The sequence below is a fragment of the Nostoc sp. genome, assembly GCF_041747015.1.
Taxonomy (GTDB): Bacteria; Cyanobacteriota; Cyanobacteriia; order Cyanobacteriales; family Nostocaceae; genus Nostoc.
In genome coordinates this window covers 1-26,888 of record NZ_JBGTFY010000137.1, presented here as the reverse complement: position 1 = coordinate 26,888, position 26,888 = coordinate 1, and the positions used below count along the sequence as shown (strand labels likewise).

Annotated in this window: 33 protein-coding genes; 17 read left to right on the top strand and 16 right to left on the bottom strand. The window is 42.2% G+C overall.

Going from position 1 to position 26,888, the window contains the following annotated elements; translation table 11 throughout:
* Positions 1–82: 82 nt before the first annotated feature.
* The 4 genes from ACEW80_RS10070 to ACEW80_RS10055 all read right to left on the bottom strand — a co-directional run bounded on the left by ACEW80_RS10070 (position 83) and on the right by ACEW80_RS10055 (position 3,443).
* On the bottom strand, positions 83–304 hold the full coding sequence (locus ACEW80_RS10070) for a type II toxin-antitoxin system HicA family toxin (protein ID WP_373526437.1): 222 nt from the start codon (positions 302–304) through the stop codon (positions 83–85).
* Positions 301–510 carry a type II toxin-antitoxin system HicB family antitoxin gene (locus tag ACEW80_RS10065; RefSeq protein WP_373526436.1) on the bottom strand — a complete coding sequence of 70 codons (210 nt, stop codon included), beginning with the start codon at positions 508–510 and terminating at the stop codon, positions 301–303. Before ACEW80_RS10065 ends, ACEW80_RS10070 begins: the two co-directional genes overlap by 4 nt.
* Before the next feature lie 169 nt (positions 511–679).
* The gene (locus ACEW80_RS10060) at positions 680–2,449 is read right to left on the bottom strand and encodes an ABC transporter permease subunit (protein ID WP_373526435.1); all 1,770 of its coding nucleotides are present in this window, start codon (positions 2,447–2,449) and stop codon (positions 680–682) included.
* A gap of 43 nt (positions 2,450–2,492) precedes the next feature.
* On the bottom strand, positions 2,493–3,443 hold the full coding sequence (locus ACEW80_RS10055) for an ABC transporter ATP-binding protein (RefSeq protein ID WP_373526476.1): 951 nt from the start codon (positions 3,441–3,443) through the stop codon (positions 2,493–2,495).
* A gap of 432 nt (positions 3,444–3,875) precedes the next feature.
* Here ACEW80_RS10055 and ACEW80_RS10050 point away from each other — a divergent pair, with 432 nt between their 5' ends.
* Together ACEW80_RS10050 and ACEW80_RS10045 are read left to right on the top strand one after the other, a co-directional pair.
* Positions 3,876–4,088 carry a type II toxin-antitoxin system HicA family toxin gene (locus tag ACEW80_RS10050; protein WP_373526434.1) on the top strand — a complete coding sequence of 71 codons (213 nt, stop codon included), beginning with the start codon at positions 3,876–3,878 and terminating at the stop codon, positions 4,086–4,088.
* Positions 4,088–4,318: a type II toxin-antitoxin system HicB family antitoxin gene (locus ACEW80_RS10045; RefSeq protein WP_373526433.1), complete on the top strand. Its 231-nt coding sequence runs from the start codon at positions 4,088–4,090 to the stop codon at positions 4,316–4,318. Before ACEW80_RS10050 ends, ACEW80_RS10045 begins: the two co-directional genes overlap by 1 nt.
* Here ACEW80_RS10045 and ACEW80_RS10040 read toward each other — a convergent pair.
* On the bottom strand, positions 4,284–4,772 hold the full coding sequence (locus tag ACEW80_RS10040; RefSeq protein WP_373526432.1) for a Uma2 family endonuclease: 489 nt from the start codon (positions 4,770–4,772) through the stop codon (positions 4,284–4,286). The two genes, ACEW80_RS10045 and ACEW80_RS10040, sit on opposite strands and share 35 nt — an antisense overlap.
* Before the next feature lie 171 nt (positions 4,773–4,943).
* Positions 4,944–6,752 (bottom strand): ABC transporter ATP-binding protein, encoded by a 1,809-nt coding sequence (locus tag ACEW80_RS10035; RefSeq protein ID WP_373526475.1) that lies wholly within the window; start codon positions 6,750–6,752, stop codon positions 4,944–4,946.
* 434 nt (positions 6,753–7,186) lie between these two features.
* Between ACEW80_RS10035 and ACEW80_RS10030 the strand changes: the two genes are divergently transcribed.
* The 4 genes from ACEW80_RS10030 (at position 7,187) to ACEW80_RS10015 (ending at position 9,797) form a co-directional block, all read left to right on the top strand.
* Entirely contained in the window at positions 7,187–7,915 is a 729-nt protein-coding gene (locus ACEW80_RS10030; protein ID WP_373526431.1) for a hypothetical protein, read from the top strand.
* 537 nt (positions 7,916–8,452) lie between these two features.
* A complete protein-coding gene (locus ACEW80_RS10025) occupies positions 8,453–8,668 on the top strand; it encodes a hypothetical protein (RefSeq protein ID WP_373526430.1) in 216 nt (71 codons plus the stop codon).
* Positions 8,669–8,676: 8 nt separating this feature from the next.
* The gene (locus ACEW80_RS10020) at positions 8,677–9,093 is read left to right on the top strand and encodes a type II toxin-antitoxin system VapC family toxin (protein WP_373526429.1); all 417 of its coding nucleotides are present in this window, start codon (positions 8,677–8,679) and stop codon (positions 9,091–9,093) included.
* Positions 9,094–9,515: 422 nt separating this feature from the next.
* Positions 9,516–9,797: a hypothetical protein gene (locus tag ACEW80_RS10015; protein ID WP_373526428.1), complete on the top strand. Its 282-nt coding sequence runs from the start codon at positions 9,516–9,518 to the stop codon at positions 9,795–9,797.
* A 41-nt stretch (positions 9,798–9,838) separates the two neighbouring features.
* Here ACEW80_RS10015 and ACEW80_RS10010 read toward each other — a convergent pair whose 3' ends face one another.
* From ACEW80_RS10010 to ACEW80_RS10000, 3 genes are read right to left on the bottom strand one after another with little or no spacing between them, the layout of a single operon-like run.
* Entirely contained in the window at positions 9,839–10,159 is a 321-nt protein-coding gene (locus tag ACEW80_RS10010) for a DUF5615 family PIN-like protein (RefSeq protein WP_373526427.1), read from the bottom strand.
* Position 10,160: 1 nt separating this feature from the next.
* Positions 10,161–10,379 carry a DUF433 domain-containing protein gene (locus ACEW80_RS10005; protein ID WP_373526426.1) on the bottom strand — a complete coding sequence of 73 codons (219 nt, stop codon included), beginning with the start codon at positions 10,377–10,379 and terminating at the stop codon, positions 10,161–10,163.
* A 46-nt stretch (positions 10,380–10,425) separates the two neighbouring features.
* A complete protein-coding gene (locus tag ACEW80_RS10000; protein ID WP_373526425.1) occupies positions 10,426–10,677 on the bottom strand; it encodes a hypothetical protein in 252 nt (83 codons plus the stop codon).
* A 100-nt stretch (positions 10,678–10,777) separates the two neighbouring features.
* Here ACEW80_RS10000 and ACEW80_RS09995 point away from each other — a divergent pair, with 100 nt between their 5' ends.
* The 3 genes from ACEW80_RS09995 to ACEW80_RS09985 all read left to right on the top strand — a co-directional run bounded on the left by ACEW80_RS09995 (position 10,778) and on the right by ACEW80_RS09985 (position 11,587).
* Positions 10,778–11,023, top strand: a complete 246-nt coding sequence (locus tag ACEW80_RS09995) for a transferase hexapeptide repeat containing protein (protein WP_373526424.1) — start codon at positions 10,778–10,780, stop codon at positions 11,021–11,023.
* A 21-nt stretch (positions 11,024–11,044) separates the two neighbouring features.
* The gene (locus ACEW80_RS09990; RefSeq protein ID WP_373526423.1) at positions 11,045–11,266 is read left to right on the top strand and encodes a J domain-containing protein; all 222 of its coding nucleotides are present in this window, start codon (positions 11,045–11,047) and stop codon (positions 11,264–11,266) included.
* Between the two features lie 105 nt (positions 11,267–11,371).
* Positions 11,372–11,587, top strand: coding sequence for a hypothetical protein (locus tag ACEW80_RS09985; protein ID WP_373526422.1), 216 nt, complete (start codon positions 11,372–11,374; stop codon positions 11,585–11,587).
* Between the two features lie 281 nt (positions 11,588–11,868).
* Here the strand turns inward: ACEW80_RS09985 and ACEW80_RS09980 are convergent, their stop codons facing one another.
* Positions 11,869–12,999 carry an aldo/keto reductase gene (locus ACEW80_RS09980; protein ID WP_373526421.1) on the bottom strand — a complete coding sequence of 377 codons (1,131 nt, stop codon included), beginning with the start codon at positions 12,997–12,999 and terminating at the stop codon, positions 11,869–11,871.
* 183 nt (positions 13,000–13,182) lie between these two features.
* Positions 13,183–13,680 (bottom strand): bifunctional nuclease family protein, encoded by a 498-nt coding sequence (locus tag ACEW80_RS09975; protein ID WP_373526420.1) that lies wholly within the window; start codon positions 13,678–13,680, stop codon positions 13,183–13,185.
* A 339-nt stretch (positions 13,681–14,019) separates the two neighbouring features.
* Between ACEW80_RS09975 and ACEW80_RS09970 the strand changes: the two genes are divergently transcribed.
* The gene (locus tag ACEW80_RS09970) at positions 14,020–14,700 is read left to right on the top strand and encodes a riboflavin synthase (RefSeq protein ID WP_373526419.1); all 681 of its coding nucleotides are present in this window, start codon (positions 14,020–14,022) and stop codon (positions 14,698–14,700) included.
* A 55-nt stretch (positions 14,701–14,755) separates the two neighbouring features.
* On the opposite strand, the gene ACEW80_RS09965 is transcribed toward ACEW80_RS09970, so the two are convergent.
* Positions 14,756–16,240: a M23 family metallopeptidase gene (locus ACEW80_RS09965; protein ID WP_373526418.1), complete on the bottom strand. Its 1,485-nt coding sequence runs from the start codon at positions 16,238–16,240 to the stop codon at positions 14,756–14,758.
* Positions 16,241–16,330: 90 nt separating this feature from the next.
* Positions 16,331–17,149: a biotin--[acetyl-CoA-carboxylase] ligase gene (locus ACEW80_RS09960; protein ID WP_373526417.1), complete on the bottom strand. Its 819-nt coding sequence runs from the start codon at positions 17,147–17,149 to the stop codon at positions 16,331–16,333.
* A gap of 77 nt (positions 17,150–17,226) precedes the next feature.
* Here ACEW80_RS09960 and pgeF point away from each other — a divergent pair, with 77 nt between their 5' ends.
* Positions 17,227–18,012 (top strand): peptidoglycan editing factor PgeF, encoded by a 786-nt coding sequence (gene pgeF, locus ACEW80_RS09955; RefSeq protein WP_373526416.1) that lies wholly within the window; start codon positions 17,227–17,229, stop codon positions 18,010–18,012.
* Between the two features lie 80 nt (positions 18,013–18,092).
* Here the strand turns inward: pgeF and ACEW80_RS09950 are convergent, their stop codons facing one another.
* Together ACEW80_RS09950 and csaB are read right to left on the bottom strand one after the other, a co-directional pair.
* Complete coding sequence (locus ACEW80_RS09950; protein WP_373526415.1) at positions 18,093–19,568, bottom strand: glycosyltransferase family 87 protein; 1,476 nt, start codon at positions 19,566–19,568, stop codon at positions 18,093–18,095.
* Between the two features lie 327 nt (positions 19,569–19,895).
* Positions 19,896–20,939, bottom strand: a complete 1,044-nt coding sequence (gene csaB, locus ACEW80_RS09945) for a polysaccharide pyruvyl transferase CsaB (protein ID WP_373526474.1) — start codon at positions 20,937–20,939, stop codon at positions 19,896–19,898.
* Positions 20,940–21,126: 187 nt separating this feature from the next.
* Here csaB and ACEW80_RS09940 point away from each other — a divergent pair, with 187 nt between their 5' ends.
* The 5 genes from ACEW80_RS09940 (at position 21,127) to ACEW80_RS09920 (ending at position 24,125) form a co-directional block, all read left to right on the top strand.
* Complete coding sequence (locus tag ACEW80_RS09940) at positions 21,127–21,363, top strand: hypothetical protein (protein ID WP_373526414.1); 237 nt, start codon at positions 21,127–21,129, stop codon at positions 21,361–21,363.
* 84 nt (positions 21,364–21,447) lie between these two features.
* Positions 21,448–21,783 (top strand): DUF2499 domain-containing protein, encoded by a 336-nt coding sequence (locus ACEW80_RS09935; protein WP_373526413.1) that lies wholly within the window; start codon positions 21,448–21,450, stop codon positions 21,781–21,783.
* Positions 21,780–22,076 carry a DUF3593 domain-containing protein gene (locus ACEW80_RS09930; protein WP_373526412.1) on the top strand — a complete coding sequence of 99 codons (297 nt, stop codon included), beginning with the start codon at positions 21,780–21,782 and terminating at the stop codon, positions 22,074–22,076. The genes ACEW80_RS09935 and ACEW80_RS09930 overlap by 4 nt, the downstream gene beginning before the upstream one ends.
* Before the next feature lie 67 nt (positions 22,077–22,143).
* Entirely contained in the window at positions 22,144–22,917 is a 774-nt protein-coding gene (gene hisA / locus ACEW80_RS09925) for a 1-(5-phosphoribosyl)-5-[(5-phosphoribosylamino)methylideneamino]imidazole-4-carboxamide isomerase (RefSeq protein WP_373526411.1), read from the top strand.
* 245 nt (positions 22,918–23,162) lie between these two features.
* Positions 23,163–24,125 (top strand): aldo/keto reductase, encoded by a 963-nt coding sequence (locus ACEW80_RS09920; RefSeq protein ID WP_373526410.1) that lies wholly within the window; start codon positions 23,163–23,165, stop codon positions 24,123–24,125.
* A 185-nt stretch (positions 24,126–24,310) separates the two neighbouring features.
* On the opposite strand, the gene ACEW80_RS09915 is transcribed toward ACEW80_RS09920, so the two are convergent.
* Complete coding sequence (locus ACEW80_RS09915) at positions 24,311–25,345, bottom strand: endo-1,4-beta-xylanase (protein ID WP_373526409.1); 1,035 nt, start codon at positions 25,343–25,345, stop codon at positions 24,311–24,313.
* 939 nt (positions 25,346–26,284) lie between these two features.
* On the opposite strand from ACEW80_RS09915, the gene ACEW80_RS09910 reads away from it, so the two are divergent.
* Positions 26,285–26,731 carry a hypothetical protein gene (locus tag ACEW80_RS09910; RefSeq protein WP_373526408.1) on the top strand — a complete coding sequence of 149 codons (447 nt, stop codon included), beginning with the start codon at positions 26,285–26,287 and terminating at the stop codon, positions 26,729–26,731.
* Positions 26,732–26,888 lie beyond the last annotated feature (157 nt).

Below are 26,888 nucleotides of genomic sequence, written 5' to 3'. Positions count from 1 at the left end.
TTAATAGCGATGCCTACGGCGGTAAACTACGCACTTGCTTATTCTGGCATTTAAAAATAGCGATCGCATCCAATCTCTTATTTTACAGCAGCTCGATAAACTCATCAACACTCAGCCCAACGTGTCTAATAATTGCTCGCAAAGTTCCTTTATCTAATTCTTGATGATTCGGAACAACGACTTCACCAAATGGTTCATCTCGACGTAAAATAATGTGGCTTCCGCGTTGTCGCAAAATATAAAAACCAGCCTTTCCCAAAGCTTTAATGCACTCTTGACCAGAAATTATTGGCAACTTGCTCATACATCAACCAAAACAGTTTCCAGATGATCTTCTGGAATAGCCCTACTTTCTTCTTTTAACACCTCAATATATAGTTCAATTGCTTCTTTGATATTCGCAACAACTTCTTCTTTCGTCTTACCTTGACTGATGCAAGCAGGTAAACTAGGACATTCAGCCACCCAGTAACCGTCTTCTCCTGGATAAATAATTACTTGTCTCTTCATCTATAACTCCGTGAGTAAGTGCAGACTATCATAAAAACCAAAATGTATCACAACATATCTGGATTTTCCCCCAGTTCTCTTAATCTAGCCGCTAAATCATTTGTGGAAAATAATATCCCCGACTTTTTTGAGAAGTCGGGGATATTAACCTGTATCGATAACTACTTACTTAACGTCCTGCCAATAATGCTTTCGTAGCAGATTCGCCTGCTAATCTCACCTGCCTTGTCAACTGGAAGTTTAACAACGCTAGAACACTCAAATCAGCTAAGAGTGCCATAAAAATTGTTATTAGCCCAGCGTGTTCTATAGCTACCCAAGGAAAAGTTGTAAACATCCATACAGTAGGATATTTCCACGACGAGATACCGATAAATTCTAGAATCATCGGTGGTAAAAAGATTGCAGCACCTAAAGTCCCAATTGCCCAAAAAGAACGTTTGGGAGTTTTTAGCAAAAGTATTAATTGGGCAATGGTAGCGTAAATCATCATTAAGCTGATAGACAAAGCTATAACTAAAAGTGCTTTAAACCTGTCAATATCGTTACTCAGCAGAGTTTTAACACCGTTTGCGTCAATAACAAATGTAAGTGAAAGCCAAACTAACCAGGGGATAGTAGCAATTGTCAGATTAATTGCGATCGCTACGAGTGCAGGGCTTTTTTCCGCCCAAATTAAATCTTGCCAAACACTCTTATGGCTAGAAACTTCCTGATGTCGATATCTTGCCCAATCCTGTACATCTTGACGGTGAGGGGAAAGAACCGCAATTAAACTTAAAAGCAACACCAAGTTGTACAGTGCCAGCAAAATATAATTTTGCCCAACTTGTTCATCCCATCTGTAATCATCTTTACCAAATTGTAGGGCAAATCCCCACATCATCAACTGGCAAAAAGCTACTAGTAAATAACTTTGCTTCTTGTTAATTATTGAGGCTTGAGGATTACGGAAGCAACGTTTAAGAGCTTGCCAAATACCGTGACTACACAATCCCAAGTTTAATAAATGGAAGCTAACAACACTAACAACATTTATCCCTAATGGTAAATAGAAAAACTGGTAGTTTTTCAGGGGAGAACCATTGGATATATGGAACAAGTTAGGAAATAGATAATTTGTGGTATCCCAAGGATTAAAGAGTCTAAACCAAGCAGTTGAATTATTTAAACCGTGTCTATTATAAGATGATGCCAGCACCATCGTTGTGAACAAAAAAAGGAAAACTGCACCACTACCTAACCAAGGCTGAAAACCGTTAAACCAACGACTAACTAAGCCAAATAGTAGTGCAGCACTGTAGAAGAAAATACAGCTAGCGGCAAGAATTGCGTAGTAACTCAAAATGTAACTAAAGGCAATTTTGGCAGAAAGCCCAGCCCACAAATGTAAAGGAACTGCTACTAAGACTACGAGATAAATTAAACTCGGAACTCCTAGCAACTTGCCAGTCAATATACTTGTTTCTGATTGGGGACTGAGACGGATGAAATTCAACGTACCGCGAGTTTCTTCTTTGGCTAAATCGTTGATTAGCAAATAAGTTCCTGCAACTAATAGTGTAAATACAAAAATTACACTAAAGGTTAGGAATATGTATTCCCAGTGGTCTCGCCACCACAATTGCCAATCAATTTCGTTTTGGGCGCAAAAATTCTTTGAAAGAAAACTACTTAAGTCAGCAATTTTGGATTGATTTGATTCCTGGTAAACCTCTTTTTGTTGCAGTTCGTATACTTGACGCAAATGACAGTATGTACCGACTAAGGGGTATTGATCATTAGGAAACTCGCGGAACTGATATAAAAAAACTACCAGTTGCAATAATAAGGATGTTGCAACTGCGATCGCTACATTAAAAAACTTCAGCCGTCCTTTGAGTTCCCGCAATAGTTGCGGATTCCAATCGCCGATTTTGTCTATCAAATTGGGTATCATAGAAAAATTTCTCCAAAAATGGGGAGTGATATTTATTGACGTATCAAGATGCTTGTTTGTGACCTAATTTTAAGAAAATACTTTCTAAGTCTTCTTGTATGCAGTGAAAATCAGTCAGAGGAATGCCTGCTTTGATGAGCGATCGCAACAACTCAGCACTATCTTCATCTTTACCCGAAAAATTCACCCGCACGCTGTTCTTTCCTGGTATTACCTCCCACTCTTCTACTAAAGGATGATGTTTTAGTTCACTCAAAAGTGCTTCTAGGTTCCCTAAAGTTGATAACATAATTTGCTGATGGGCAAGACGTTGGTAAAGTTGCTGTAGGGAAGTACTTTCTACCAAAAAGCCAAGTTCCATAATTCCCACAGAAGTACAGAGTTCCGCTAAATCACTGAGAACGTGAGAAGAAATGATTACAGTCATCCCAGCTTCTCGTAAAGCCTTAATGATTTCGCGGAAATGCATCCGAGCAATAGGGTCAAGCCCAGAAACAGGCTCATCCAGTAGTAGTAAAATCGGTTCGTGGATAATGGTTCGCGCTAAACTTAAGCGCTGTTTCATCCCCCGCGACAGAGTAGAAATCTGGCTGTGGCGTTTATTACCAAGTTGAATTAGTTCTAAAACTTCATGTAAGCGTTGAGTGCGACGTGGTTCCCGCAGGCGATACAGTCGAGCAAAATAATCTAGGTAGTCCCAGACTGTCAAATCCTCATATAGGGGGTAGTCATCGGGTAAGTAGCCTAGACGACGCTTGAGCTTGGGATTACTCTTGTCACGGAGGAGGCGATCGCCATTAATGTAAATCTCACCCGTAGTTGGTTCCTCAGCAGTTGCCAACATTCGGATAAGAGTTGTTTTACCCGCGCCATTCGGCCCAATCAGTCCATATACTTCACCCGCCTGAATTTCTAAATCAACATTATTGACAGCAATGTATCGGTCAAATTGCTTAGTTAGACCACGAGTGCAAATTGCTAATTCTTTTACCATTGCTGCTGGAGTACGGCTTATGATTAACACTTAACCTAACCTCTTTCTACAGCTTTTGTCAGGCTGGTTTCGGAAATTGAAACTGAGTTTATATAAAGTCGCTTTGGGTAATGGGTATTATTTACATCACTTCATCAAAGCTTTAAATAATACCAATAATTAAGTTATATTACTGAAAATACTCAAGCTAGAAATCTCTCGGTCTTTTCAGTTAATCAGGTGTACAAGTCATGGATTTTGAAAAGATTGGAAACTGCGGAAATTTTCTATTTTTATCGTCTTCAACATAATTTTGCTAGCCGGAGACAACAAAGAGTTAATGACTAGTATTTAGTATAAGCAGTATTAACACTTCTCACTTTAGCAAAAATAAGCGATCGCTTCATCAACTTAATAGACAATAATCAGTATGGCGATTTAAATTGAGGGTAGATGCCCAAGAAAATTAGAGAGTTAAAAGCAATTTTGTTGAAGGCTGGGTTTGTCTACCGTCCTGCTAAAGGTAGTCATACGTTCTGGACTCACCCATTGATACCTAAGGAACCAGTTACCATTGCTGGAAAGGATGGAGACGATGCACCCCGATACTTGGAAAAGCAAGTCAATCGTGTTTTGAAGCAACTAGGAGAAATAGAGGAAGAATAATGAGCGATCGCTACTGTATGGTAATTCAATGGTCAGATGAGGATAATTGCTACTTAGTACACTTACCAGAATTCCCTTGGCAGCAATTCCACACTCATGGCAAGAGTTATGAAGAAGCCGCTAAACATGGACAGGAAGTGATTGAGTCTCTAGTTGAATGGTATCAAGAGCAAGGAAAAGCTTTGCCAGAGCCAATTACTTTTCCTCAGAAACCGTTAAAAGTTGCTTAAATCTTTTCAAGATCCTCTGCCCAAGTAGGGCGATCGCTCTTTTGTAGAGAACGAGTGATACACCAAGATTATTTCTGGGAATACTGAGATTAAGTCTATTTTGACATTTGGTAGATTTTGATAAAACCTCAACAATGACCTGTGGGTTCAGAATTATCTCCCTTCGGTTGTTAAAAAACTCTGGTTCACCCGCCAGAATCATCACATCTGGATACCTATAGGTTCGCTTTTGGGATATCCACAGACGAACATCACCCCTAAAAACCCGGTAGTTCTGCTTTTTAAAAGCAAAATTCAACTCAGTACTTAAGTTGAGTGCTATTTGATTGTGATTTACTGTTCCACCTGCCAGAGGAATTATTTGCCCATCAATGTATTCACTTTTGTAGTCAGCAGCTTCTTCTAGCTCTAAATATTCCTCTAGGGTATAGTATCGCTGTTGTGTTATTTGCATAATTTTATTGGGTAGCAATATTTAACGATACAGAATGTCTGGGTACTAAAGATATTTTACCCATATTTACCGAACAGTCTAATGTGGTTAGATAGAGAGCCAGTTCTTTGTATAACGTAGGCGTAGGCGCAGCCCGCCGTAGGCATCGCTATCTAAATTCACAAAGACTGCTTATTGATAACCAGCTGCTTGTAACAGAAATAATTTGGCATAACGTCCTCCTAGCTGTAACAATTCTTCGTGAGTTCCCTGTTCGATAACTTCGCCGTTTTCTATTACTACGATTTTGTCAGCCATTCGTACTGTGGAAAAGCGATGGGAAATCAAAAGTACCATCTGATTTTGAGTAATAGCGCGAAAATGATTGAAAATCTCAAACTCAGCTTGGGCATCTATTGCTGATGTTGGTTCATCTAATACCAAGATATCTGCTTGCGATCGCATAAAAGCCCGAGATAGAGCAATTTTCTGCCACTGTCCCCCCGAAAGTTCCTGTCCTCCCTTAAACCAACGACCAAGCTGAGTCTGAAAGCTTTCGGGTAATTGGTCAATAAAAGATTTGGCCATGCCTTTATTAGCAGCAGTTTGCCAACGGGTTTTATTTTCGAGATGTTCTACATCGCCCACGCCAATATTCTCACCCACAGTAAATTGGTAGCGAACAAAGTTCTGAAAAATCACACCAATGCGTCGCCGCAGCACATCTACATCCCATTCCTGCAAATCCAAGCCATCTAAGAAAATTCGCCCAGAGTCAGGGGTGTAGAGTCGGGTAAGTAGTTTGATTAAGGTAGTCTTACCAGAACCATTTTCACCGACAATTGCCAGTTTCTCTCTGGGTTTCAAATGCAGCGAAATATTTCTCAACGCTGGCTGAGAACTTCCTGGATAGGTAAATGATACGTTCTCGAAACGGATACCATCTTGAGGATTTAAACCAATGGTTGCCTTTCCCCAAGACTTTGGTACTTCCTCTTCCAGGAAATCGTAGAGATTTGATAGATATAAGTTGTCTTCATACATCCCTCCAATAGAAGTCAGGGCATTGGAGAAAGTAGACTGTCCTTGGCGAAACACGGTGAGATACAGTGTCATGTCTCCCAAGGAAATCTTACCTAGCACTGTTTCCAGGACAATCCAAGCATAAGCTACGTAAAAAGCGCCAGTACTGACTAAACTTAGCAGATACCCCCACAGTCCTCGCCGCAGAGTCAAATCGCGGTCTTGACCATAGAGTTGATCAAACAAATCGTGGTAACGTCCTAGCAGCATCTCTCCCAACTGGTAGAGTTTGACTTCTGTGACAAAATCTTCTCTTGCTAGCAGATTTTCTAAATAATGCTGTTGACGCGTTTCTGGCGCACGCCAACTAAACAAGCGAAAGGCTTCTCCAGCAAACTTTGTTTCTGCAATAAATACAGGCATAGCTGCCACAATCAGCATTACCACCGCCCAAAATGAGAAATTTACTAGCAAAATACCGTAGGTGATTAGGGAAAGAGCATTCTGCACTAACCCGAAGGTGCGGGTTACTAGGGAAAGGGGACGAACCGATGCTTCTCGTCGGGCATTGGTCAATTTGTCATAAAATTCTGAGTCTTCAAACTGCCTAAGATCCAGTGTCAGCGCCTTTTCTAGGATGAGTACATTCACACGCTGACCCAGTAATGCCCGCAGTAACGACTGACACATGAGCAGTCCACGCTGACTACCTGCTAGTAAAATTACTGCGATCGCTTCTAATCCTACATACCACAGAGAGGGATAAATATTGACAAAACCATTGGTGTCTGAATTAACTTGAGAGGCAAATACCACCGCATCAACAATCAACTTACCAATGTAAGATATCGCCGCCGGCAAAAGACCACCCACTAAAGTTAAACTAGCCAAAAGAATAGTAAGCGATCGGCTAGTAGTCCATACTAAACTTACAGCCCGTCCACTGTAGCGGAAAACCGTCAGTGATTGGCGTAAGATATTTCTTTTTTTTTAGTTTTCATCTTTCTTTGCGCGAGATACCCCAGCTTGGGCGGATCTACCTAACTCTATATTAATCTTTATAAATTTTACATTTTTATCAGAATGTTGGCTGAAAACCCCGAAGTTGAAACCTAAAAACTAGTTTTGTAGGGTGTGTTATGCCGTAGGCTAACGCACTAGGGTGTTAACTTTGTACCATTTTAGGTGTTCAAAATTCATGCTAAAACTTCATCTTTTGTCAAAACGGTTGGTAAATATTTAGATTTCTTTGCACGAACCGCATCGACTTTCAAATCTAAATCTTGTTTTAATACCTCTTTGTAGAGAAAAAGAACCTAATTCCTCTGTTGAGGTGCAATCTGGAGATTGTTGTATGATAAGCTGTTCAAGTAATTATGAGTTCTCTATCAAAGTTTAGTAAGTGTTGAGACATGAACACCAATTTGAGTAACCTTCTCTATGGGGCAATTGGAGGAGGGTTAGTTGCAGCAAGTTTCAAAATTTTAGAGAGCTACGTTATTGCTCCACTCGTGGGTGAATCACTCGAAGCACGAAAAAAGTTGTATTTCTATGCAAAGCCTTTCTGGTTAGATTGCTATCAACTTGAATATAGATTGACACGTATAAATGATAGGGATATAGGCTACAACAGCCACGATGAAGGCTTATTAACTGCTTCTTTACAAGATGCAAAATCTATTAGCTGGTTTATAACTGAAGGATATTGTGTTACGTCCACAGCTTATTTGGTAGCCTCTGTTGCAGCATGGATTGTTCTGGTTGAAAGAGATGTTGCTTTTCTACAATTTCGGAGTAAATCTTTAACAATAAAATTTTTCCACCTGACCCAGAACTTAAGAAGTACAATCTCTCGCAACTTTACAATTTGGCATTACTATGTGACTGGAATTGGAGAAAAGCTGATTCGGGAGGGTGAAAATAAGCCTATGACCTTTTCCGATTTCATTTATTCTCTCCAGGAAGACGAGTCTAATTTTCTCATCTTTTATAGCTCCTTATTTCAGTCAATCAATGAAATCTCTTCTACAAGTAATCGTGAGGACAAGATTCGATTGGTTCGCAAGCAACTTTCAGAAGTTAGAAGTTTTTTAGAAACAAATCAGATAGTTCCCCAGGATTTAGCATTTCGTAAAATGTAGGTGATAATCAAAAATCTGTTGAATTTAGGATTGTAGATGAAGTAGTTGCGCGGTCTAACAAGTCGCTGCACCGGAACTACCGAGATGGTCGGTGGGTAGTAGAGGTTAACTGCGTCCGGTGAGCTTGGTCGTTATACGTCGTTATACATATAGCTCTAGAGGGTGCAATTGCACAGGTCAAAGTAGGGCGATCGCCTATGGCCGTAGGCTGGGTTGACAACAGGAAACCCAGCATCACTTTTCTCTCTTTAGTACTAACCAGAAGCCAGATTGCACTTTAAGCTGCAACCGTGGATGCAATTGCAAGGCTAAAATGAGAGGGCGATCGCTTAATTCACAGGTTGCAAAATTTTTCTCCACCAGTCCAACATGATTTGTCGCCTCTGATACCACACTTGGCTTATTTTACTGTAAATCTTGTACCTTATAATCATCCCGTAAGGGGCGATGTAAAATTCTCTTGAATTGTCAAATGCTCTTTGACTCGTTATCCTTCAGACAGACAACGACTAGGTTAGGGGATTAGAGGAAACTCGAATGACAACTAACACTTCTTTAGAGGAAAGGCTTGCAGCAGTAGAAGCAGCGATCGCACAGTTGCAGAAGCAGGTTGCGGCTCCTCAGCCGACGAATTGGCTGCAACAAATTACAGGGTCTTTCAAGGATGAACCTGCTTTTGAGGAAGTACTTGCTTATGGACAAGCGATTCGCCAAGGGGATGAGTCTATCCTCGAAGTGCAAGACGAGCTATGAGATATTTGTTGGATACAGATCATCTGAGCGTTCTTCAGCGCCAAGCCGGGAAGGATTACAGCAATCTTTCGGCACGCATGGATCAATACCCAGTATCGGATTTTGCTGTATCAACTGTGACGTTTCATGAACAGGTGCTTGGTTGTCACGCTTATATCAATCGCGCTCGTAACCTGAATGATGTAGTGAAAGGATATGAAATGATGGCGCGGCTCGTCAGCGATTTCAAAGTGCTGCCCCTTGTTTCATTCGATGCTGGTGCGGCTACGACATTTGACCAATTACAATCACAACGGATACAACTGGCAAAGATGGATGCGCGGATTGCGGCAATTGCGCTGTTCCGTGGATTGATTCTATTAACTCGTAATCATCGAGATTTTGGTAAAGTATCAGGGTTACTGATCGAAGATTGGACGGTTTGAAGCATCAACAGAAATAGTCGTGCTGATCGCGGCATAACAACCCCAATGCACACTGGCTGCCGAGAGGTTGTCTGCGGCGGGTGATTGGGAACGTTATACGTCGTTATACATATAGTTCCAGAGGGTGCAATTGCACAGGTCAAAGTAGGGCGATCGCCTATCGCCGTAGGCTGGGTATGACAACAGGAAACCCAGCATCACTTTTCTCTCTTTAGTACTAACCAGAAGCCAGATTGCACTTTAAGCTGCAACCGTGAATGCGATCGCGAGGCTAAAATGAGAGGGCGATCGCCGATCTTGTAGGTTTGGTTGAGGCACGAAACCCAACAATCACAGGCCTTTGCGAGGCTAACAAGGCATTGAGACGGACGCGCAGTGGTGTGGACTAAAATGGATAGAAAAAGCTGTCGCCCATTTCCCGCATGAGTGAAACTGTCTACATCGAGACGAGTATCTTAGGCTATCTCACTGCTCGACCCAGTAGAGATATTGTCGTGGCTGCAAATATTGAGATAACGTGCGAGTGGTGGGATACGCGCCGCAGTGACTTCCAACTCTACTCCTCCCAAGCAGTCGTAAAAGAAACCTCCCAAGGAGATGCTCAAATCGCATCTAAACGACTTGAAATCATTCATGATCTTGCGTTACTCGATTTGAACCAATCTGTGCAAGATGTGAGCAGAGCAATTTTTGGGACGCAGTAGCCTTCCCACAAAAGCGGATGTTGATGCTGTTCATCTCTATTTCACGCACCAACTACAATAGCCTGTCCTTTGGCTACGGTAGCTAGAATAGCTAAAGCCTTTGGTACTAGAGGCTTTATATCTACCAAGCGATTGGATGGTGCTTGCAAAACAATTACCGCAATGTCAAACTGCGGCAGATTCTGTTGAAACGACAAGTTGCGATCGACTGTAATGAAAACATCAAACTCCGCTTCTGCAAGTGTAAGAAGTTGACCATTCTTTACTCCTGCCCATCCCATTTGGGGAACTGTTTTTACTTCGTAACCAACAAACTCTTTTGCCAGTTTACGATCAATACACTCGTCCAACAGGAGCTTCATGCTATGCCACCATGCCAATCACCTGTTTCCCAGCCTCTTCAAGTAAGGCGATGACCTGCTCTCTGGCTACAGTTGGAAATCCATCCAAGAAATCGTCTATGGATTCTCCCGCCTTGAGATAGTCCAGAAGTGTTTGAACAGGAACCCTAGTACCAGTAAATACTGGAGTGCCACCCATAATCTCTGGAGATGCGCTAATGATTGAGGAGTCCCTAAACATAAGTCTTTGACCTCTGGGTTCTATATTGATAGTTTACCAATTCTTTCTATCCAGGGTAGCTCCAACTCAGGTAAACGGCGCGGTCTAACAACGCCCATGCACACCGACCGCCAAGAGAGCTTATCAGTTGAGCGTTTGAGGTTGCCTGCGGCAGGTGATGGGCAACGTTATACGTCGTTATACATATAGCTCCAGAGGGTGCAATTGCACAGGTCAAAGTAGGGCGATCGCTTGATGGTGTTAATGGTGCAATTTTAATCTGCTGGTGAGTTTCGGGGTAGACTGAAGTCTGCCTCAAAGCTCAACTAGTTAAGCAGTTTAATACTGGTTCTGAACCAAACAGAGTTGCAGTCTTTCAATTAGACTGGAGAAAGTTCTATCACCTAGCAGATAGCTAGGTGATAATTTGCAATCCAGGAGAAGCCATGTTAGACGAAACAACTCTTGAACGACGCTTAACGACTCTTGAACAAGCGGTTTTTAATCTTCAGAATAAACTTGATAGTAAGCCTAGCTCTGATAATTGGCTGGAAAAGCTCATAGGCTCAATTTCTGACGATGCAGCTTTTCTTGAAGCTATAGAATATGGACGTGCCTTTCGGCAGTCTGACAAACCTAGCAGTGATGCTAACGAATACTCGTGAAATGAGAAGCTTACAATAAATATGGATAATCAAGATCTTCATAAACACTTAGCAGTTCTTGAACTCAAGCCAGGTGCCTCCTTAGAGGAAATTAAAGCCTCTTACAGGGAACTGGTTCATATCTGGCATCCAGATCGGTTTCATGGCAATCCCAATTTACAGCAGCGTACTCATCTAAAATTACAGCAGGTTAATGAGTCATATGAAGTTCTCAAGGATTATTGCGAACATAACGGGCACTGAACTCCTGTAGACAATCCACGGGACGCTAGACAGAAAACTGAGAGTCAAAGATCAACATCCAATGTTTCGGAGCAAGTTATAAGCATTTTGAATCAAGTGCCAGGAATGACTCAAGCACATAGTCGGGATTTCAACCGTGCAGTGCCGAAATTTGACCTTTGTGATGGTTCAGTGGTGAAAACTTGGGGAAATCCTGTAGGCGTAGACCATGTGTTTATTGCAGATAAAAGCGGAAATATGATTTTTGGTGGGTTTGTTGGTTGGATTCACTCAGATGGTTTTCACCAAACCATTGCCCAAATTCAGAAAGACTTCACTTAAGCAGGTTTCTGCGTGCCTAACAACCCCAGTGCCGCGGACTGATGGGCGGCGTGGTGCTGAGTTGAGGTCTATTGCAGCCGCTAACTGAGAACGTTAGATCTCTGTCTGTTTCCTTTGTGGATATCCCAATTCTAATTTTTTAAAGTCAACACCCTACTAACGCACCATCTCAGATTTTCGGTGCATTAGGACTAATGTCCATAACGCACCTACCAGATTCAAGCCAATGTGGATGAGGTTTTCCAACTTGTGTACACAGTAAGTCTTTAGACCGGAGAGTGTCAACCCCACAATCTCCTACCTGCTTTGCCACTTAATCTTTCATGAGTATCTTCCAACAAAGCTGGAATATCTAATTTTTCTGGACACCGAGGCAAACAGTCGCCGCATTCTGTGCAATGATCGCCTTTCATCCCAGGAAACCAGTGACCGGCATTTTCAAACATTCCGTAACGATATTGTCCATAGTCACTCATATCGTACGCCACGGCAAGATTACGTAACCGTAATACCTCTGGAATATTAATATTTTCTGGACAAGGCAAACAAGCATAACACTGGCTACATTTATCAGTTCCCAAAGCAACTTTTTCGTGATTTTCTAAACGCCAGAAAGCAGAAATTTCTGCTGATTTTAGCTCTCCATCATCGTCAGCAGCTCGCAAAGGTTCTATTAATTCATCTGGGGTTGCTGGGCCTATACTCAAGGTAGTAATCCGGTTATCAGCAAGTAAAAATCGGTAGTTTAATTCTAAAGGTGAATACGGCTGACACAGGTCTTTTAGAGTTTGGGGTGGCGTGTAGAGCCGTCCTCCCTTATCAGCAGGAGAAATTATAAAAACGCCCATATCTTTCTCAGTTGCTAGCTGAATCGCTGGTGCGTGCCTTTGGAAGAAATAGTAATAATGCAGATTGACAAATTCAAAAAAATCTGTATTTATCGCCGCTAGAATTAATTCTAATGACCCGTGGCTGGAAAAACCAACGTGTCGCACTCGACCATCAGCAACAGCTTCCTCTACGGCTTGCATACAGCCATTTTTGGCTTGCACCCACTCCAAATGTTGCCAAGTGTTCAAACCATGAACCCCTAAGCAATCTAAATAATCTATCTGTAATCGTTCTAGAGATTCGTCGATGCACCGACGCATGGTGTCCGCATCTGCTGTGGCTGAGATTTTGGTAGTAACATAAAGCCTCGTTCGGGGTACTGACAACCCAGCTTTTAGTGCCGTACCAAGAAACTCCTCACTTTCGCCGTAGCCTCTGGCAGTTTCTAGATGATTAATTCCTAGCGCTAAGGCTTGTTCGATGGTCTGGTGAGCATTTTCAAAAGAAGCCAAGTAGCGCATTGTTCCCAAAGAAAAAACCGAGAGGCGCAGATTCGTTTTCCCAAAGCGTCGGTATTGCATAAATTTAGTCCTGAGTAAAGAGTGCTGTTAGCGGTAGCGGGGCGTTTAGCCCGTGCTGAGTAATGAGAAAGAATAGAGAATCTAGAGAATCAAATAAGTTCTTTACTCTTTACTTTTAGTATTGTACAGACACTACTAATCGTATTTATACTCATTACTCAGCACTCATTACTCAGCACTCTTTTAGCTGTCACCATTATCAAAGCGCTTGATCAAATCTTCAGGACGGAGATTGGAAATAAATTCACGGAAGGCTTGCTGTTCGGCTTCATCTGCATCGCGATCAACAGGGATAGAAGCATCGGCAACGACTTCTTCCATTACCCAAATAGGGGTATTTGTACGGAGGGCAATGGCGATCGCATCGCTAGGACGTGCGTCAATTTCTTTTTTGACATCGCCTTGCTGGACGATTAAAGCTGCATAAAATGTATCCTTTTGCAGGGAATGAATAATCACCTTTTCTAGAGTCATATTCCAAGTCTCTAGAAAATTCACAATCAGGTCATGAGTTAAGGGTCTAGGAGGCTTCTGATTCTCCAGTGCACCCATAATTGCCCTAGCCTGTTCCTGACCGATGTAAATTGGCAAAGCCCGCCGATCTGAAGAATCTTTCAAAAGTACAATCGGGCTGCGGGTTATGGCATCTAATGCTATGCCAGCGACTTTCATTTCAATCATTGACTAAGCCTCTACAATCCTTTGAGAGCCTGGGATACTATGTAACAAATAGCACCTTTCTTTAGGCGGTTTGGTGAGAGTAATAAACATAAGCATTCGTTCTCTATAATTGCTTCTATTAAACTCCGAACTTGTGGTGAAAACCAGAGTAAGTCAAATTGGTCTTCTTAAACAATAACCTTCTTACCCAAGTATGACTTGTGAACGATGCTAATGTGTTAATATCCCTATACGAAAAAAGTCAGAATTTATACTGAAATATTCTCAATTTGTGTGAGAATTACGAATTGATTTCAGGCAAAATTAGGCAATAACTAAAGTTAGTTTGACAAAAAAGCCGTGTTTACAGGATTAATCCAAGCATTAGGAACGATAGAACCCTTAGGTGGCGATTCTTGGCAAATTACTTGTGTAAGCCATTCGTGTGAAGTAATTATGCAAGATTTAGCCTATGGTGACAGTGTTGCAGTAGATGGCATTTGCTTGACGGTGGAAAAAGTTTTAAAAGACGGGTTTATTGCCACGGCTTCACCAGAAACGCTACGCCGCACGACGTTGGGAGGTGAACAAACGCCACAGAAATATGTCAATTTAGAAGCGTCGCTAAAGGTGGGGAGCAAAGTTGGCGGTCATTTTGTGATGGGTCATGTAGACGGCATCGGGCGATTGCTAGTGGCAGAACAAACGGCTAGTTCTTGGGAAATGACCTTTATTGCATCCGAGGCGATCGCCCGGTACATTGTCTCTAAAGGTAGCATTGCTATCAATGGCATCAGCCTCACAGTAGCCGCATACGAGTCTGAACTCTCCCAATTTAAAGTAGCAGTAATTCCCATCACATATACCGAGACAAATCTTCGCTATTTGGTTCCTGGGAGTTTGGTGAATCTAGAAGGGGATATTCTCGGCAAATACGTGGAAAAATTCCTCTACTCTGGCAACCCACAGATCACAGCCACTGATGACAAGAGTTTAGATGGTGTTACACCCGCATTCTTAGCAGAACACGGCTATCTCTAAATTTTAGATTTTGGATTTTAGATTAATTTAAAATCCAAAATCCAAAATTTCCCATCTAACTGCCTGGTCGCTGGCTTATCTGAGCAGTTTGTAAAGATTGTACTAACTGGCTGAGGCCGCTTTGTAAATTTGCGCTTGGGTCAGTAGCAACCCATCCATCCTGTGTTAGGTGGCGGACTTCAAAGTGCAGGTGGGGGCCTGTAGAGTTCCCAGTGCTGCCAACCCGCCCGATCATCGTTCCAGGTTCTACCCACTGACCGGGTTGAACAAAGATTTCTGACATATGACCGTAGAGAGTTTGTTCAGCAGATTTGTGATTTAGGGTAACGGTTAAACCATAACCACCTAACCAGTTTGCAGTTTCTACTTGACCGCCAGCAGCTGCTAAAACTGGCGTTCCCATAGCTGCACCTATATCTGTACCAGAGTGGAAGCGTTGATTACCTGTAATTGGATGAACTCGCCAACCAAACATAGAAGTAATGGAAGCGGGGACTGATAGTGGAAACATCATTCCCGTACCACTATAGGCGACTCTGCCGGTGTAGGGAATTTGCGGTAATACTGAGGCAAGTGAAAAGTCGTAAGCTACATTACTGGGGCGGGGTGCAACGTTGCCATCTGCCATTGGTGGAGGTAAAGTACCACCACTCGGCGCGATGGGAGTTGTACTCACTCTGGTAGTGGCGAACTCGCCGGGATTTGGGATAAATCGATTCTGGCGGAATGCGCTCTTGGTGACACCATTAGAACCACTTTGAGGAGTACGCCATCTGCTAGTGTTGCCAGTAGTTGCAATCTGCCGCACAGGTGAAACTACTGCTAATTGTGTATTTTGACTTCTTCTGAGCCAATTAGGTGCTGGTTTACTATTAGAATCAGCTACACTCCTTTGGGGTAATTTGGCGCAAACGCCGCCTAGTAGGTTCTGCCCTGAAGGTAAAATGGTTCGACAACCACCGGAGCGTTCTGTGAGGATTACGGAATTTGGTGCTTGATAAGTACCTGTGGCACTACTGTCGTAACTATTAGGATCAATATAGGCGTTATTATAATCCTTGGTTTTCTGTGCCGTTGTATTGGCAGTGCTGTTTGAGTTATTCGATGGTTGAGCAACTTCTCTTAGTTTCTCAGGTAAAGAGCGGACAGGGGCATTGGGCTTTGACTGTCTGATAATCACAACAGGTTGGGCAGCTTCGATTTTGGGTGTAGACTGCCTAACTGGCTCTTTTGATTGAACAACCTCTGACCTGCGTAATCTCTGTCTGAGTTTGACTCGCCGTTGGGAAAATTCCGGTTGCGCTTCCGGCGCAACAGCCTGTCTTTTGAATGCTGTTGGTTGGGAAGTTTCAATTGTAGGAACGATGTTGTCTATTGGTGTTTCCGTTTGGGCAAACACGAAGCCGCCACTGAGGAGGCTGAAGCTACTCAGCCAACAGAGGCTCTGTGCTGGTAGCGTAGACGCCAAACGTTTTTTTGTCAGACCTCGCTGCCATAAGTAGTGCAAACGATGATGGGCAGAATTATTGCGCTGCGTCATTTGTTCTCTCAGTTGTGTGTAATTAGCCTAAAGAGATGATGCTAGTGGTTTGTCTTGCCCAAAGAGCGAAATTATGAACAAACCTCAAATTTAAACGGAAGATTTATGGTATCCCAAACTGATTGTACCGGGTTCAATATAAATTTCCGGTGTTATTTGTTCCTTTGTATCATCTGTTTCTAAATTAACTCGTAAATTACCCTGAGATGTCACCCCAACTACAGTACCTGAAAGATTATTGACGTATACCTGATCACCGATGTTTGTAAGCAAATCTAAATAGCGAGACAAGAGTATGCTTACTCCTTCTTGGTAAAGGGACTCCATACCGGATTCTATTCCCAGTAAGACTTTAGAGGTTAGCATTTCCAGACAAGAAATTGGTCTGCAATCTTGGGAAGCTTGCCACGATTCCAGATTGATTCCAGTTTCCGGTACTGGGTTTGCCCAGTTAATCCCAACACCAATTACTGCCTGGGTGATTTGTCCTTTGTTTACTTTGGTTTCTGTCAAAATGCCGCCTAGTTTGCGACCATTTAAAACTAAATCATTAGGCCATTTTATGCCAACATCTACACCGCACTGTCGCAATTGAGACGCAATTCCCCAAGCAGTGGCAAAAGTTAGCTGATAACTGTCGGTAGCCTCTATTTTGTGGTCGAAGGAAATCGCCACCGAAATATATAATCCCCCAACAGGAGATATCCATTCACGTCCCCATTGTCCCCGCCCAGCAGTCTGCTGAGTTGCAATTACTACTGTTTCTGAACCAGTTCCTTGGTTGAGTAGGTTCCAGAGGGTTTGGTTAGTTGAGGAGACGGTTTCAAAAAAGTGGAGGGAAAATGGTATATGTGTATACTTACGCCCTGCTTTCAAGGCTGCTTCCAAGTTTTGCAGATCAAATCCCACAGCAATTAACCCAAATTCCGTTGTTCAAGTTAGCATTGATTGGCTGATTAGTGATTTCTGTTTAGGTTTGGTTGAAGATGCACACTTGGCACTGGCGCAATTGGGAAGGACTGCCTTATCTAACTTGTAGTATTCTGGAACGTTGGCATCACGGCTTTTTTACTCAGCAGTTTTGGCCGCGATCGCCACAAGTTATCACAGAAGTATTGCAACCTGAGGCATCAGTCTATCGCTTAAAGCAGGTACATGGCAATACTGTTCTTACCCCCCAAGAGATTGACTCTATGTTAAGCACTCTTGGAGATGATTTAGCATCGGCAGATGGTTTAATTAGCGAACAGCCTCTACAAGCTGTTTGGGTAGCTAGTGCAGATTGTACACCCGTGTTGATTGGGGATGTGCAAACTGGGCGGGTGGCAGCATTACACGCAGGTTGGCGGGGGACTGCTAAGAAGATTGTACCCTTGGCGATCGCTCGACTCCAATCTCAAGGCAGCCAAATCGATGATTTGAGAATTGCAATGGGACCAGCGATCGCTGGTGAGGTTTACCAAGTCTCTATGGATGTGGCTGCTGAAATCGGCGCTAGTATCATACCACATGACGATGAAGAAAAAATTCTTCAAGCATTGCATGAATTATCCAATTCACCTTTGCTAGAAGATCCCAATCCGGGAAAGGTAAGGTTGGATGTCCGGCGAGTGAATGCCTTACAACTGGAAAATATGGGGATTAGTGCAGAACAAATTGCGATCGCACCTTATTGTACTTTCCAAACTCCAGAGCATTTCTTTTCTTACCGCCGGGAGAAAGAGAAAAAAGTTCAATGGTCAGGAATTGTCAGCGGCAAAACGATTTTCTAGCCGTAGGCAAGTCTGAGTAGTTCACTCTACTTCTAGATTATCTTGTGCTGCCCAAGTGTTTACTTATGATTTCTGATGTTCTAATTTGACACCCGATTCAAAGGCTCAAATTTCATCACCTGTTTTTGACGAAGAGAACTAATTGCTAAGACTAAAATACTTAGGGTGATTCCTAAAACGGCATAACTCGGTAGGGCGAAGATAGTTACTTTCATAATGTATGGCAATTCCCCTGCTTTCACATTCCATCGGTTTGCTAGAGAGCCGATGAGCCAGCCATGAATAACTGCTGTTTGCACTGCTAGACAGCAAACTCCTGCTAACCAAACAGACATTCTTTTCCAGGAGAATGTACAATGCCTGATCTGATATAGCAAATCATTTAGCAAAAAAACAACAGCAGGTATTAACATCACACTACTAGTTTGCTGTGAATAGTTGATGGCAATACCCAAGCAAGAAACTAGTACTATTTCTCCTAAGTAGATTTTTTTTGACCAGGCTGTGAGAGATTGTTGTAGATACCAATACCAACCCACCAAACCAACAAGTATCAAAACAATTAAGTCTGAGAAAAGCTTGGCAATGAATGGGTTATTGGGAAATAATCTCGGGCCTACGACCATCAAATCAAGGCGAGTAATCGAAAGATAGGGACTATTCGATGGATCATTTAGCCAGAGGGGAAATCCTTGAGACGCATCTGCTAGGAATTGTGTCAAAGAATTGCCCGTCAAAGCGAGACCTAAAAATACTAAAGAAGTTACTGTGACAACAGATACAAAAACTAGAGAAAACCGTCTTTTAAGTAGAAAATATAAAACGAATAATGCAGCTAATGTTGGTTTACAAAGGGCAAGCCCCAAGCAAACTCCTGCTGGAATATCCTGATGTTTTTTAGCGAAGATAAACATCCATAAAATCAAAACTGCAACAAAAATGGCAATATTAGCAACTTGAAGATCTCGAACTAAGCCATAAATCAAGGCAACCGAGATTGTGCAAATAGTTCTAAAAGCTCGTGACTTCGACTCCAGCAGGATATTTGCTCCCCATAAAGCCAAACCGATTGCTAATATATGCATCACAATCCAGATTTTAAATGCAGTATAAATCGAAAAATAACCGAGAAACCAGATGAGAGGAATGATATTAGGTGGATAAACAAACGGTGGAATAAATCCACACCCGTTAATTTTGGTACAGAAACTTTGGTGAAAAATCTCGACATTAAAAGGACTCAAATGCTGATGAGCCAATTTACTCGCCACATAGTACCACTGAAAATCCCATAAGGGTGGATTTGGTTGATTTAGGAAATGAATTAGCCAACCTGTATAACAAAGGAATCTTGTAACGACTAATACTACACTTGCTTGGACGAGAAAGTTAACAATGGGTTGACGAAAAAATTGCATCAACTGCTGGATGACAGAAGATTTTAAGAATAAAGAATTTTTCCAGGCTGCTTTTTCGTTATCTAATCGCCAATTGTTTTTGAGAACTAAAGCAACTAAAATTACTATAATTAGGTTCCAAAAGCCAAAGCTTATCATCAGAATGATCTCAGTAATTTTTTATGCATTGTGTAAATAATATCGTTGAAGTCAGTGTTTATAATAGAATCATAAACACTTCACAGAATTTTGACAATTACTTCCTAGTATTTTCATAATCCCTTCACAAAATTTTGACATTTACTTCCTTGCCGCTATAAGTTTAATAAACAAGATGCGTCTTTCCACGCCACTCGGAGAAGCTGCGCGTAGCTTGCTTCCCCGCAGGGGTACAAGTGGGGAACCTCCCATACTCATCGCTACACGCAGGGTCTTTGTTCCTTGCGCGTCTCGTTGGTGCTTTTCTTCGCTCTAGATTTTTGGGTATTAATTATTACTTAAAGCTTGGCTCAACACCTCGCGGTGGATTAATGCTCTATCTACTAAAGATTGTATTTGCTCTGGTGATAATGGATAACCATTAGCGTAATGCTCCATCCAAGTCAGACTAATCAAATTGGGGTCATCTGGTAAACTCGCTAAATCCCACCCAGGCATTTCTAAGTCTTCCATGAGACGATTTACTTTAGGGTCGTAACTGAGAGCAAAACAGCGACAACCTTCAGCAGCAGCCATAATCAGACTGTGCAGACGCATTCCAATTGCCATTTCAACGCCGCGAAACACACCTTTCAACAGTTGCGGATCTTCTAGACATAAAATCTTGCTGACATCTTTAAGATGTGGTTGAATGGCTTCGGCGATACTTAAATCTTCACTTTTTTGAAATGGCAGTAATAAAATAAAAGCTTGCGTGGCTTTTTGAAAGTCAACCAAAGCACGAGTTAAGTTTGCTAGCCGTGTTTCTGTAAGTTGGGGATGCGATCGCAATGTTACCGCAACTCTCGGCGCAGGTAAATCCCAAAGTCCCGGTACTGGTTTCGACTCTAACGCCCAAACCGGGTCAGGAGCCATGATACAAGGAATTTTCCAATCAGATAATAATCCAGCACTGGCGCGATCGCGGACACTGATTTTGGTACAATTACCAAAGGTTTGCCGTGCTAGCCAGCGAGTTTGCGGACGCAATAAAGGGCCAATACCCTGCGCCCAAGCAATGGTTTTCAAATCCATTTTCTGCGCCAATGCCATCAGTCCCCCATAATAAAATGGGCTGATAGTACTGGTAATATCTTGAATGAGACTCCCGCCGCCCCAAATCAAGGCATCACAAGAGCGTAAAGCTTCAAATATAAGTAAGGGAGCCATGCGATTGTAGGTTTCTACATTGTAGCGATCGCGGGTTTCCTCTGGATTACCAGAAAGCACCACAGGCGTTACATGAGATGGTAACATTTGCAAAAGCGTTGCCAATAAAGCTTCGTCACCACCATTACCTTTGCCGTAATACCCAGACAATAATGCTCGCATCTTGACCATTTTGGACTTTCCTGCGGAACGCTACGCGAACGACTTCGCTCAGTCGAACGATTTTGGATTATCAAATCTTATTAAATAAATCTCTGTCCCCGATACAGATGGTAAACTCATTCCCAAGTTCTACTTTGAATAGTACAGAAGATAGTTAAAACCCCCTCTGAACTCGACAGTTGAGCCTTTGAACTCGGAAGTTGAGCCTCTGAACTCGGAAGTTGCCCCTCTGAACTCGACAGTTGAGCCTTTGAACTCGATAGTTGAGCCTTTGAACTCGGAAGTTGCACCTTTGAACTCGGAAGTTGAGCCTCTGAACTCGGAAGTTGAGCCTCTGAACTCGGAAATTGAGCCTCTGAACTCGGAAGTTGCACCTTTGAACTCGGAAGTTGCACCTTTGAGCTTGGAAGTTGCAAAATTTTAAAAGAACAACTAAAAATTTTGTTTAAACAAATATAAAATTTAAGCTACATATTACCTTGACACTGCCACTCCCCACTCCTTTCTTATGCACGCCCTATCAATTCCCACCTGGATTATTCATATTTCTAGCGTTATTGAGTGGATTGTTGCCATTTGGTTAATCTGGACTTACGGCGAACTCACTAATAACCGCAATTGGTGGGGATTGTCCCTTGCCTTGTTACCAGCTTTGGTCAGCGCCATGTGTGCTTGTACCTGGCATTATTTCGATAACGCCGAATCTCTAGAATGGCTGGTAACGCTTCAAGCTACCATGACCTTAGTTGGTAATTTTACGCTTTGGGCAGCAGCGTTTTTAATTTGGCGTTCCACCAAGTCTGCCAACACTGTTGAACCAAAACCTATCAAATCAGAGCCATGATATCTAAAGAAACCCTATTTGCACTTTCATTGTTTCCCTATTTGGGTTTCTTGTGGTTTATTAGCCGCAGTCCACAAATGCCGCGTTTGGCGCTATATGGATTTTACGGCACTCTCGTCTTTGTTGCCGTCACCATCCCCGCCGGAATTTACGCCCAATTGCATTATGGCGAGTCTTTAGCCAATATAGATTGGTTGCACGGCGGCGCAGAAGTATTTTTGACGCTTTCTAATATCTTGCTTGTGCTGGGTTTTGGGGAAGCTGTAAGGCAATTAAAAATGAAAAATTATTGAAGAATAAGTCAGGAGTCAGGAGTCAGGACTAGTGTTTTGATTGCATTAAGTTATGAGGAACAAGTAAATGGATGTAATTCCAGCAATTGATTTACTAGAAGGTCGTTGTGTGCGACTATATCAAGGAGACTACGATCGCTCGCAAGTTTTTAGTGAAAACCCGGTTGATGTTGCCAAACAGTGGGTAGATCAGGGTGCTACCAGATTACATATAGTTGATTTAGATGGTGCCAAAGCAGGTAAAGTAGTAAACTTGAGGGCAATTGAAGCGATCGCTCAAGCGGTGACAGTACCCATTGAAATTGGTGGAGGATTGCGTGATCGCACCAGTGTAGAACAAGTATTCAATCTAGGCGTACAGTGGGCAATTCTCGGAACCATCGCTGTAGAACAACCCCAGCTAGTGCAAGAACTCTGCCAAGAATTTCCCGGACAGATTATTATCGGTATTGATGCGCGTAACGGACTCGTAGCGACTCGCGGTTGGTTGGAAACCTCGGAGATTTTAGCAACCCAACTGGCTGTACAAATGCAAGAATTGGGTGCAGCCGCCATAATTTACACAGATATCCAACGAGATGGTACACTTACAGGCCCCAATTTAGAAGCTTTGCGAGAACTTGCGGCGGCAATTTCCATCCCAATAATTGCTTCTGGCGGGGTAAGTTCTGTTACCGATTTGTTGAGTTTGTTGGCGTTAGAACCTCAAGGCGTGACTGGTGTAATTGTCGGACGTGCTTTGTATACTGGGGATATTTTACTCAAAGAAGCATTACGAGCGATCGGGTCTGGGCGGATTCAGGATATTCCACCGAATCTAGGTTTTTCTACCTTTGCTTGACATTATTTTTACTTACAAAACCTGTGTTGGGTAGCTCTGTTGATTGTAGCAACACAATGCGATCGCAATCAACTCAATTATTTACCTCACAGAAGCCAAATTGCCATCGATATTTTGGCTTCTTCAGTTTTTTCCTGATTGGGTCAAAAAGTGTATCTACAGAAAGATATTATCAACTTTCCCTTGTATTTGAATTGGCACACAGCTATATCTACTTAAGTAATAGCTGAAAGACTTGGAGACAAATGTCAGGAACTACGTCAAATTCCGAAATGTTATACCGAATTCTCGGCGGTACAGAAGAGAGGGTTTCGGCGATTGGATTGGGTGGTTGGCATATCGGCTTGAAGACTGTTGATGAGCAACTGGGTATCCGAATTGTTCGCACGGCGATTGATCGTGGTATCACCTTTATGGATAATAGTTGGGATTACAACGGTGGAGTCAGCGAGATTCGCATGGGGAAAGCGCTCCGCGATGGCTACCGAAATAAAGTATTCCTGATGACGAAAATCGACGGACGCTCTAAGAAAGAAGCCGCAAAACAGATAGACGAATCACTGCAACGTCTGCAAGTGGATTACATTGATCTAGTTCAGCATCACGAAATCATTCGCTACGAAGATCCCCATCGAGTTTTCGATGAAGAAGGGGCAAATGCCGCTTTTATTGAGGCGCGAGAAGCTGGTAAGCTGCGATACATTGGCTTCACTGGACATAAAGACCCTCATATTCATCTGCATATGCTGGAAGTTGCAGCCATTCACGGGTTTAAATTTGATACAGTTCAGATGCCGCTCAATGTCATGGATGCACACTACCGAAGCTTTGAAAAGCTGGTTGTGCCAGAACTAATCAAACAAAACATTGGCGTTCTGGGGATGAAAAGCCTAGCAAATGGTATTCTTTTACGGTCAAATACTGTAACGCCAATTGAATGTTTACACTATGCTTTGAATCTGCCTACGTCGGTTGTGATTACAGGAATTGACAGTATGGAGATTCTGGAGCAAGCGTTTGAAGCAATACGGACGTTTCAGCCAATGAACGACGAGCAAGTGCGATCGCTCTTAGCAAAAACGGCAGAAGCGGCTTCCCGCGGCGAGTTTGAGCCATTCAAAACCTCATCAATTTTCGACAGCACTGCCCAAAATCCAGATTGGTTGGGAGAGGAGCCACAGCGCATCCAGCAATTGATGCCGGCGTAATCGCAGAGTAGATTGTATTATGTGATGTAAGAGCTAAGGTAGCCTACAAGATTAGCGATCGCACCAAACGATCATACTGTCTCTTGTCAAGAATACCCGTAAGTTGGGCATCAAAGTATCTCTCCACCTACTTCGCTCAAAATCAAAATAACACTTAAAAGCGTTATTTACGGTTAGATGGAGTGTTAAGTTGCTTGCTGAAAAGCCTGGGCAATAGCATTGCGGGCAAGTTTAGCTTGCAAATACTTATTATAGGGAAGCGGACGCAGAAATTTCTGGGCACTTGGATTGGCTTGAAATTTTGCTGGCATATAACTGGGATTAAGTATCCAAGAATATTTGTCAGTCATCCCCCATGTAAGTACGGTATCAACATCAGCCGCAAAACAGAGGTCAAGATATCGTTTGTAACTGTCTGCTACCATTTGATCTAACTTTTGGATAGTGCTGGGTAATGGGAAATCAATGATAATATCTAATTCGGAAATTATTGGTTTAACTTGAAGATCATTAAGTCTTTTTAAGACAGAACTAAATCCTGTAGCGTCAAAACCATAGGCAGTAGAAAACCATATATGCGATTCGATACCCGCGCCGTCGATTTTAGCTCCATTATTCTTCAAATATTCGATCAATGCTAACCAACGGTCTGCTCTCCATGAATCGCCTTCCATGCTACTCTCGTTTAGATAAAATAGTTTACTACTATCAACCGAAGCCGCAAATTTAAACAACTCTAGAATATATTCCGGTGTTAATCCTGGAAGTAAACCATAAACCTGATCGCTTGTCGCGTTTGGATTGGCTGCAATAATTTCATTAGTGATATCCCAAGAAATTAAAACTGGGCTATTTTTATAGTGTCCCATGACCCCAGTAATATGTCTTTTGAGTTGTTCCATTGTCGGGGGAAAAGTAGGGATATAACTGGGCAATGCCTGACCCCACAAAAGTGTATGTCCATGCAACTTCATATTATTCTGCTGACAGAAATTAGCAATATAATCAGCATCTTTAAAGGTAAATATTCCTGCCTGTGGTTCCGTGGCGTTCCATTTTAATTCCCCATTTGGCGTTATAATTCCGCACTGGGCAGCAACTAGCGCTGAATATTTTGCATTCGCTTGTAAATCGCTAGCCGCGATTCCTCCACTGCCATAAAGCTTTCCCTTAGCGGCAGCTAATTGCCGGAGGGGAGAATTTACATTTGTACTTGCCATAGCAACATTCCTGCTATGTGCTTCTTTTTGCTTATCTTTTTCTAAAAACCCCATAGCCAATAAGGTAGAAAGGGTTGTGCATCCTGCTCTTTTTAAGAATTTTCTCCGATAAAGCATAAATTGTACCTAACAACAAATATACTCACGAGTATAGCAATCTTATTTGATTTGTAAAGGTCGAAAGATTTAGATCCCCGACTTCTCGAAGAAATCGGGGATCTTTTTGTTCATAACTTATTTAAGATTGCTATATAAGTTAGGTTTACAAGGAAATTTAGAAGTATGTAAAAAAACATAATACAAATTGTTGGAGTTAAATTTTATCTGCTTTGATATAGCAACATTTGCCTTATTGTCTTCATTTTTGCTTAAATAAGTCGGTAAGAATATATCAAACTATAACTATAATTACGCGATATAAAATTCTGCTGTATTAGCTATGAAAGAGGTGATACGTGGGCAATCTGGCTTAAATAGCGATCAAGCCCAAGCGGTTAGACTGAAGAAAAAATCAGAATGCAAGTATCTTAGCCGCAAAAAGTCAGTCGCGGTTGCAAGTTAATTAACCAACATTGATCGCAATACAGTTCAGCTAAGGCTAAAAACTAAAGCTGGTGTAGGTGTAGGTTGGGTTGAGGAACGAAACCCAACATTATCGAGACTTTGTTGGGTTTCACTATCGCTCAACCCAATCTACTATTCTCTTAACCCAAGCGTATTGACATTGATCGCTAACTTTTGATCGCTCATGTTGAAAATCTGTAACCAGTTTAATTTGCTCCTTAATTAGTAGATAAAAATAGTTACAAAGTTCAATCTATCAAAATAGTGAATTTAACTAACAACTTATGGCGGAAGAACCTCTATCTAAAGAACGATATAGCGGATCAGCTAAATGAAGTAAAAATAGTATGCTAAATCTCATGAAGATTGGATTCTATGAAACTGAATTACTTTACAAAAGGGTTTTCGACTGTTGGACGTTGGATAACTACAACACTGGTTTGTCTATTAGCGATCGCTTTTGTTTGGCAAGGTGCGTTTTTCTCAAACACTTCAGCAATGGCTGATAATGGTGTAAACTTGATCGCATCAAAAGACGTGGGCGATCAAGTTCAAGAGAAAACTAGTAAAGATGCTGGACGAGCCAAGAATTTTATCGATGATACGGCAGATAAAGTCAAGCAAACTGCCAAGAACAATGCCAATAAAGTTGACAACACAACAGACAATGGTAGTTTTGTTGAACGTAAAGCAAAGAGAGATGCCGCTCGAATTGAGAAAAGAGCAAATGAAGATGCATCTCGGACTAAAGAAGCAGTAGACAAAACAAAGAATGCTGTTGAACGTACCGTTGATAGCATCAAAGATGCTTTTGGCAAATAGAAAATAGATCCTAGCTTCAATACCTTAGCCAAATCGAAAAATGCCTGGATTCGTAGGTTGGGTTGAGGCACGAAACCCAACAAATACGTTGGGTTTTGCTTCCCTACGGGACGCTACGCGAACGCTCAACCCAACCTACAAAAAAATGGCGAAGGTA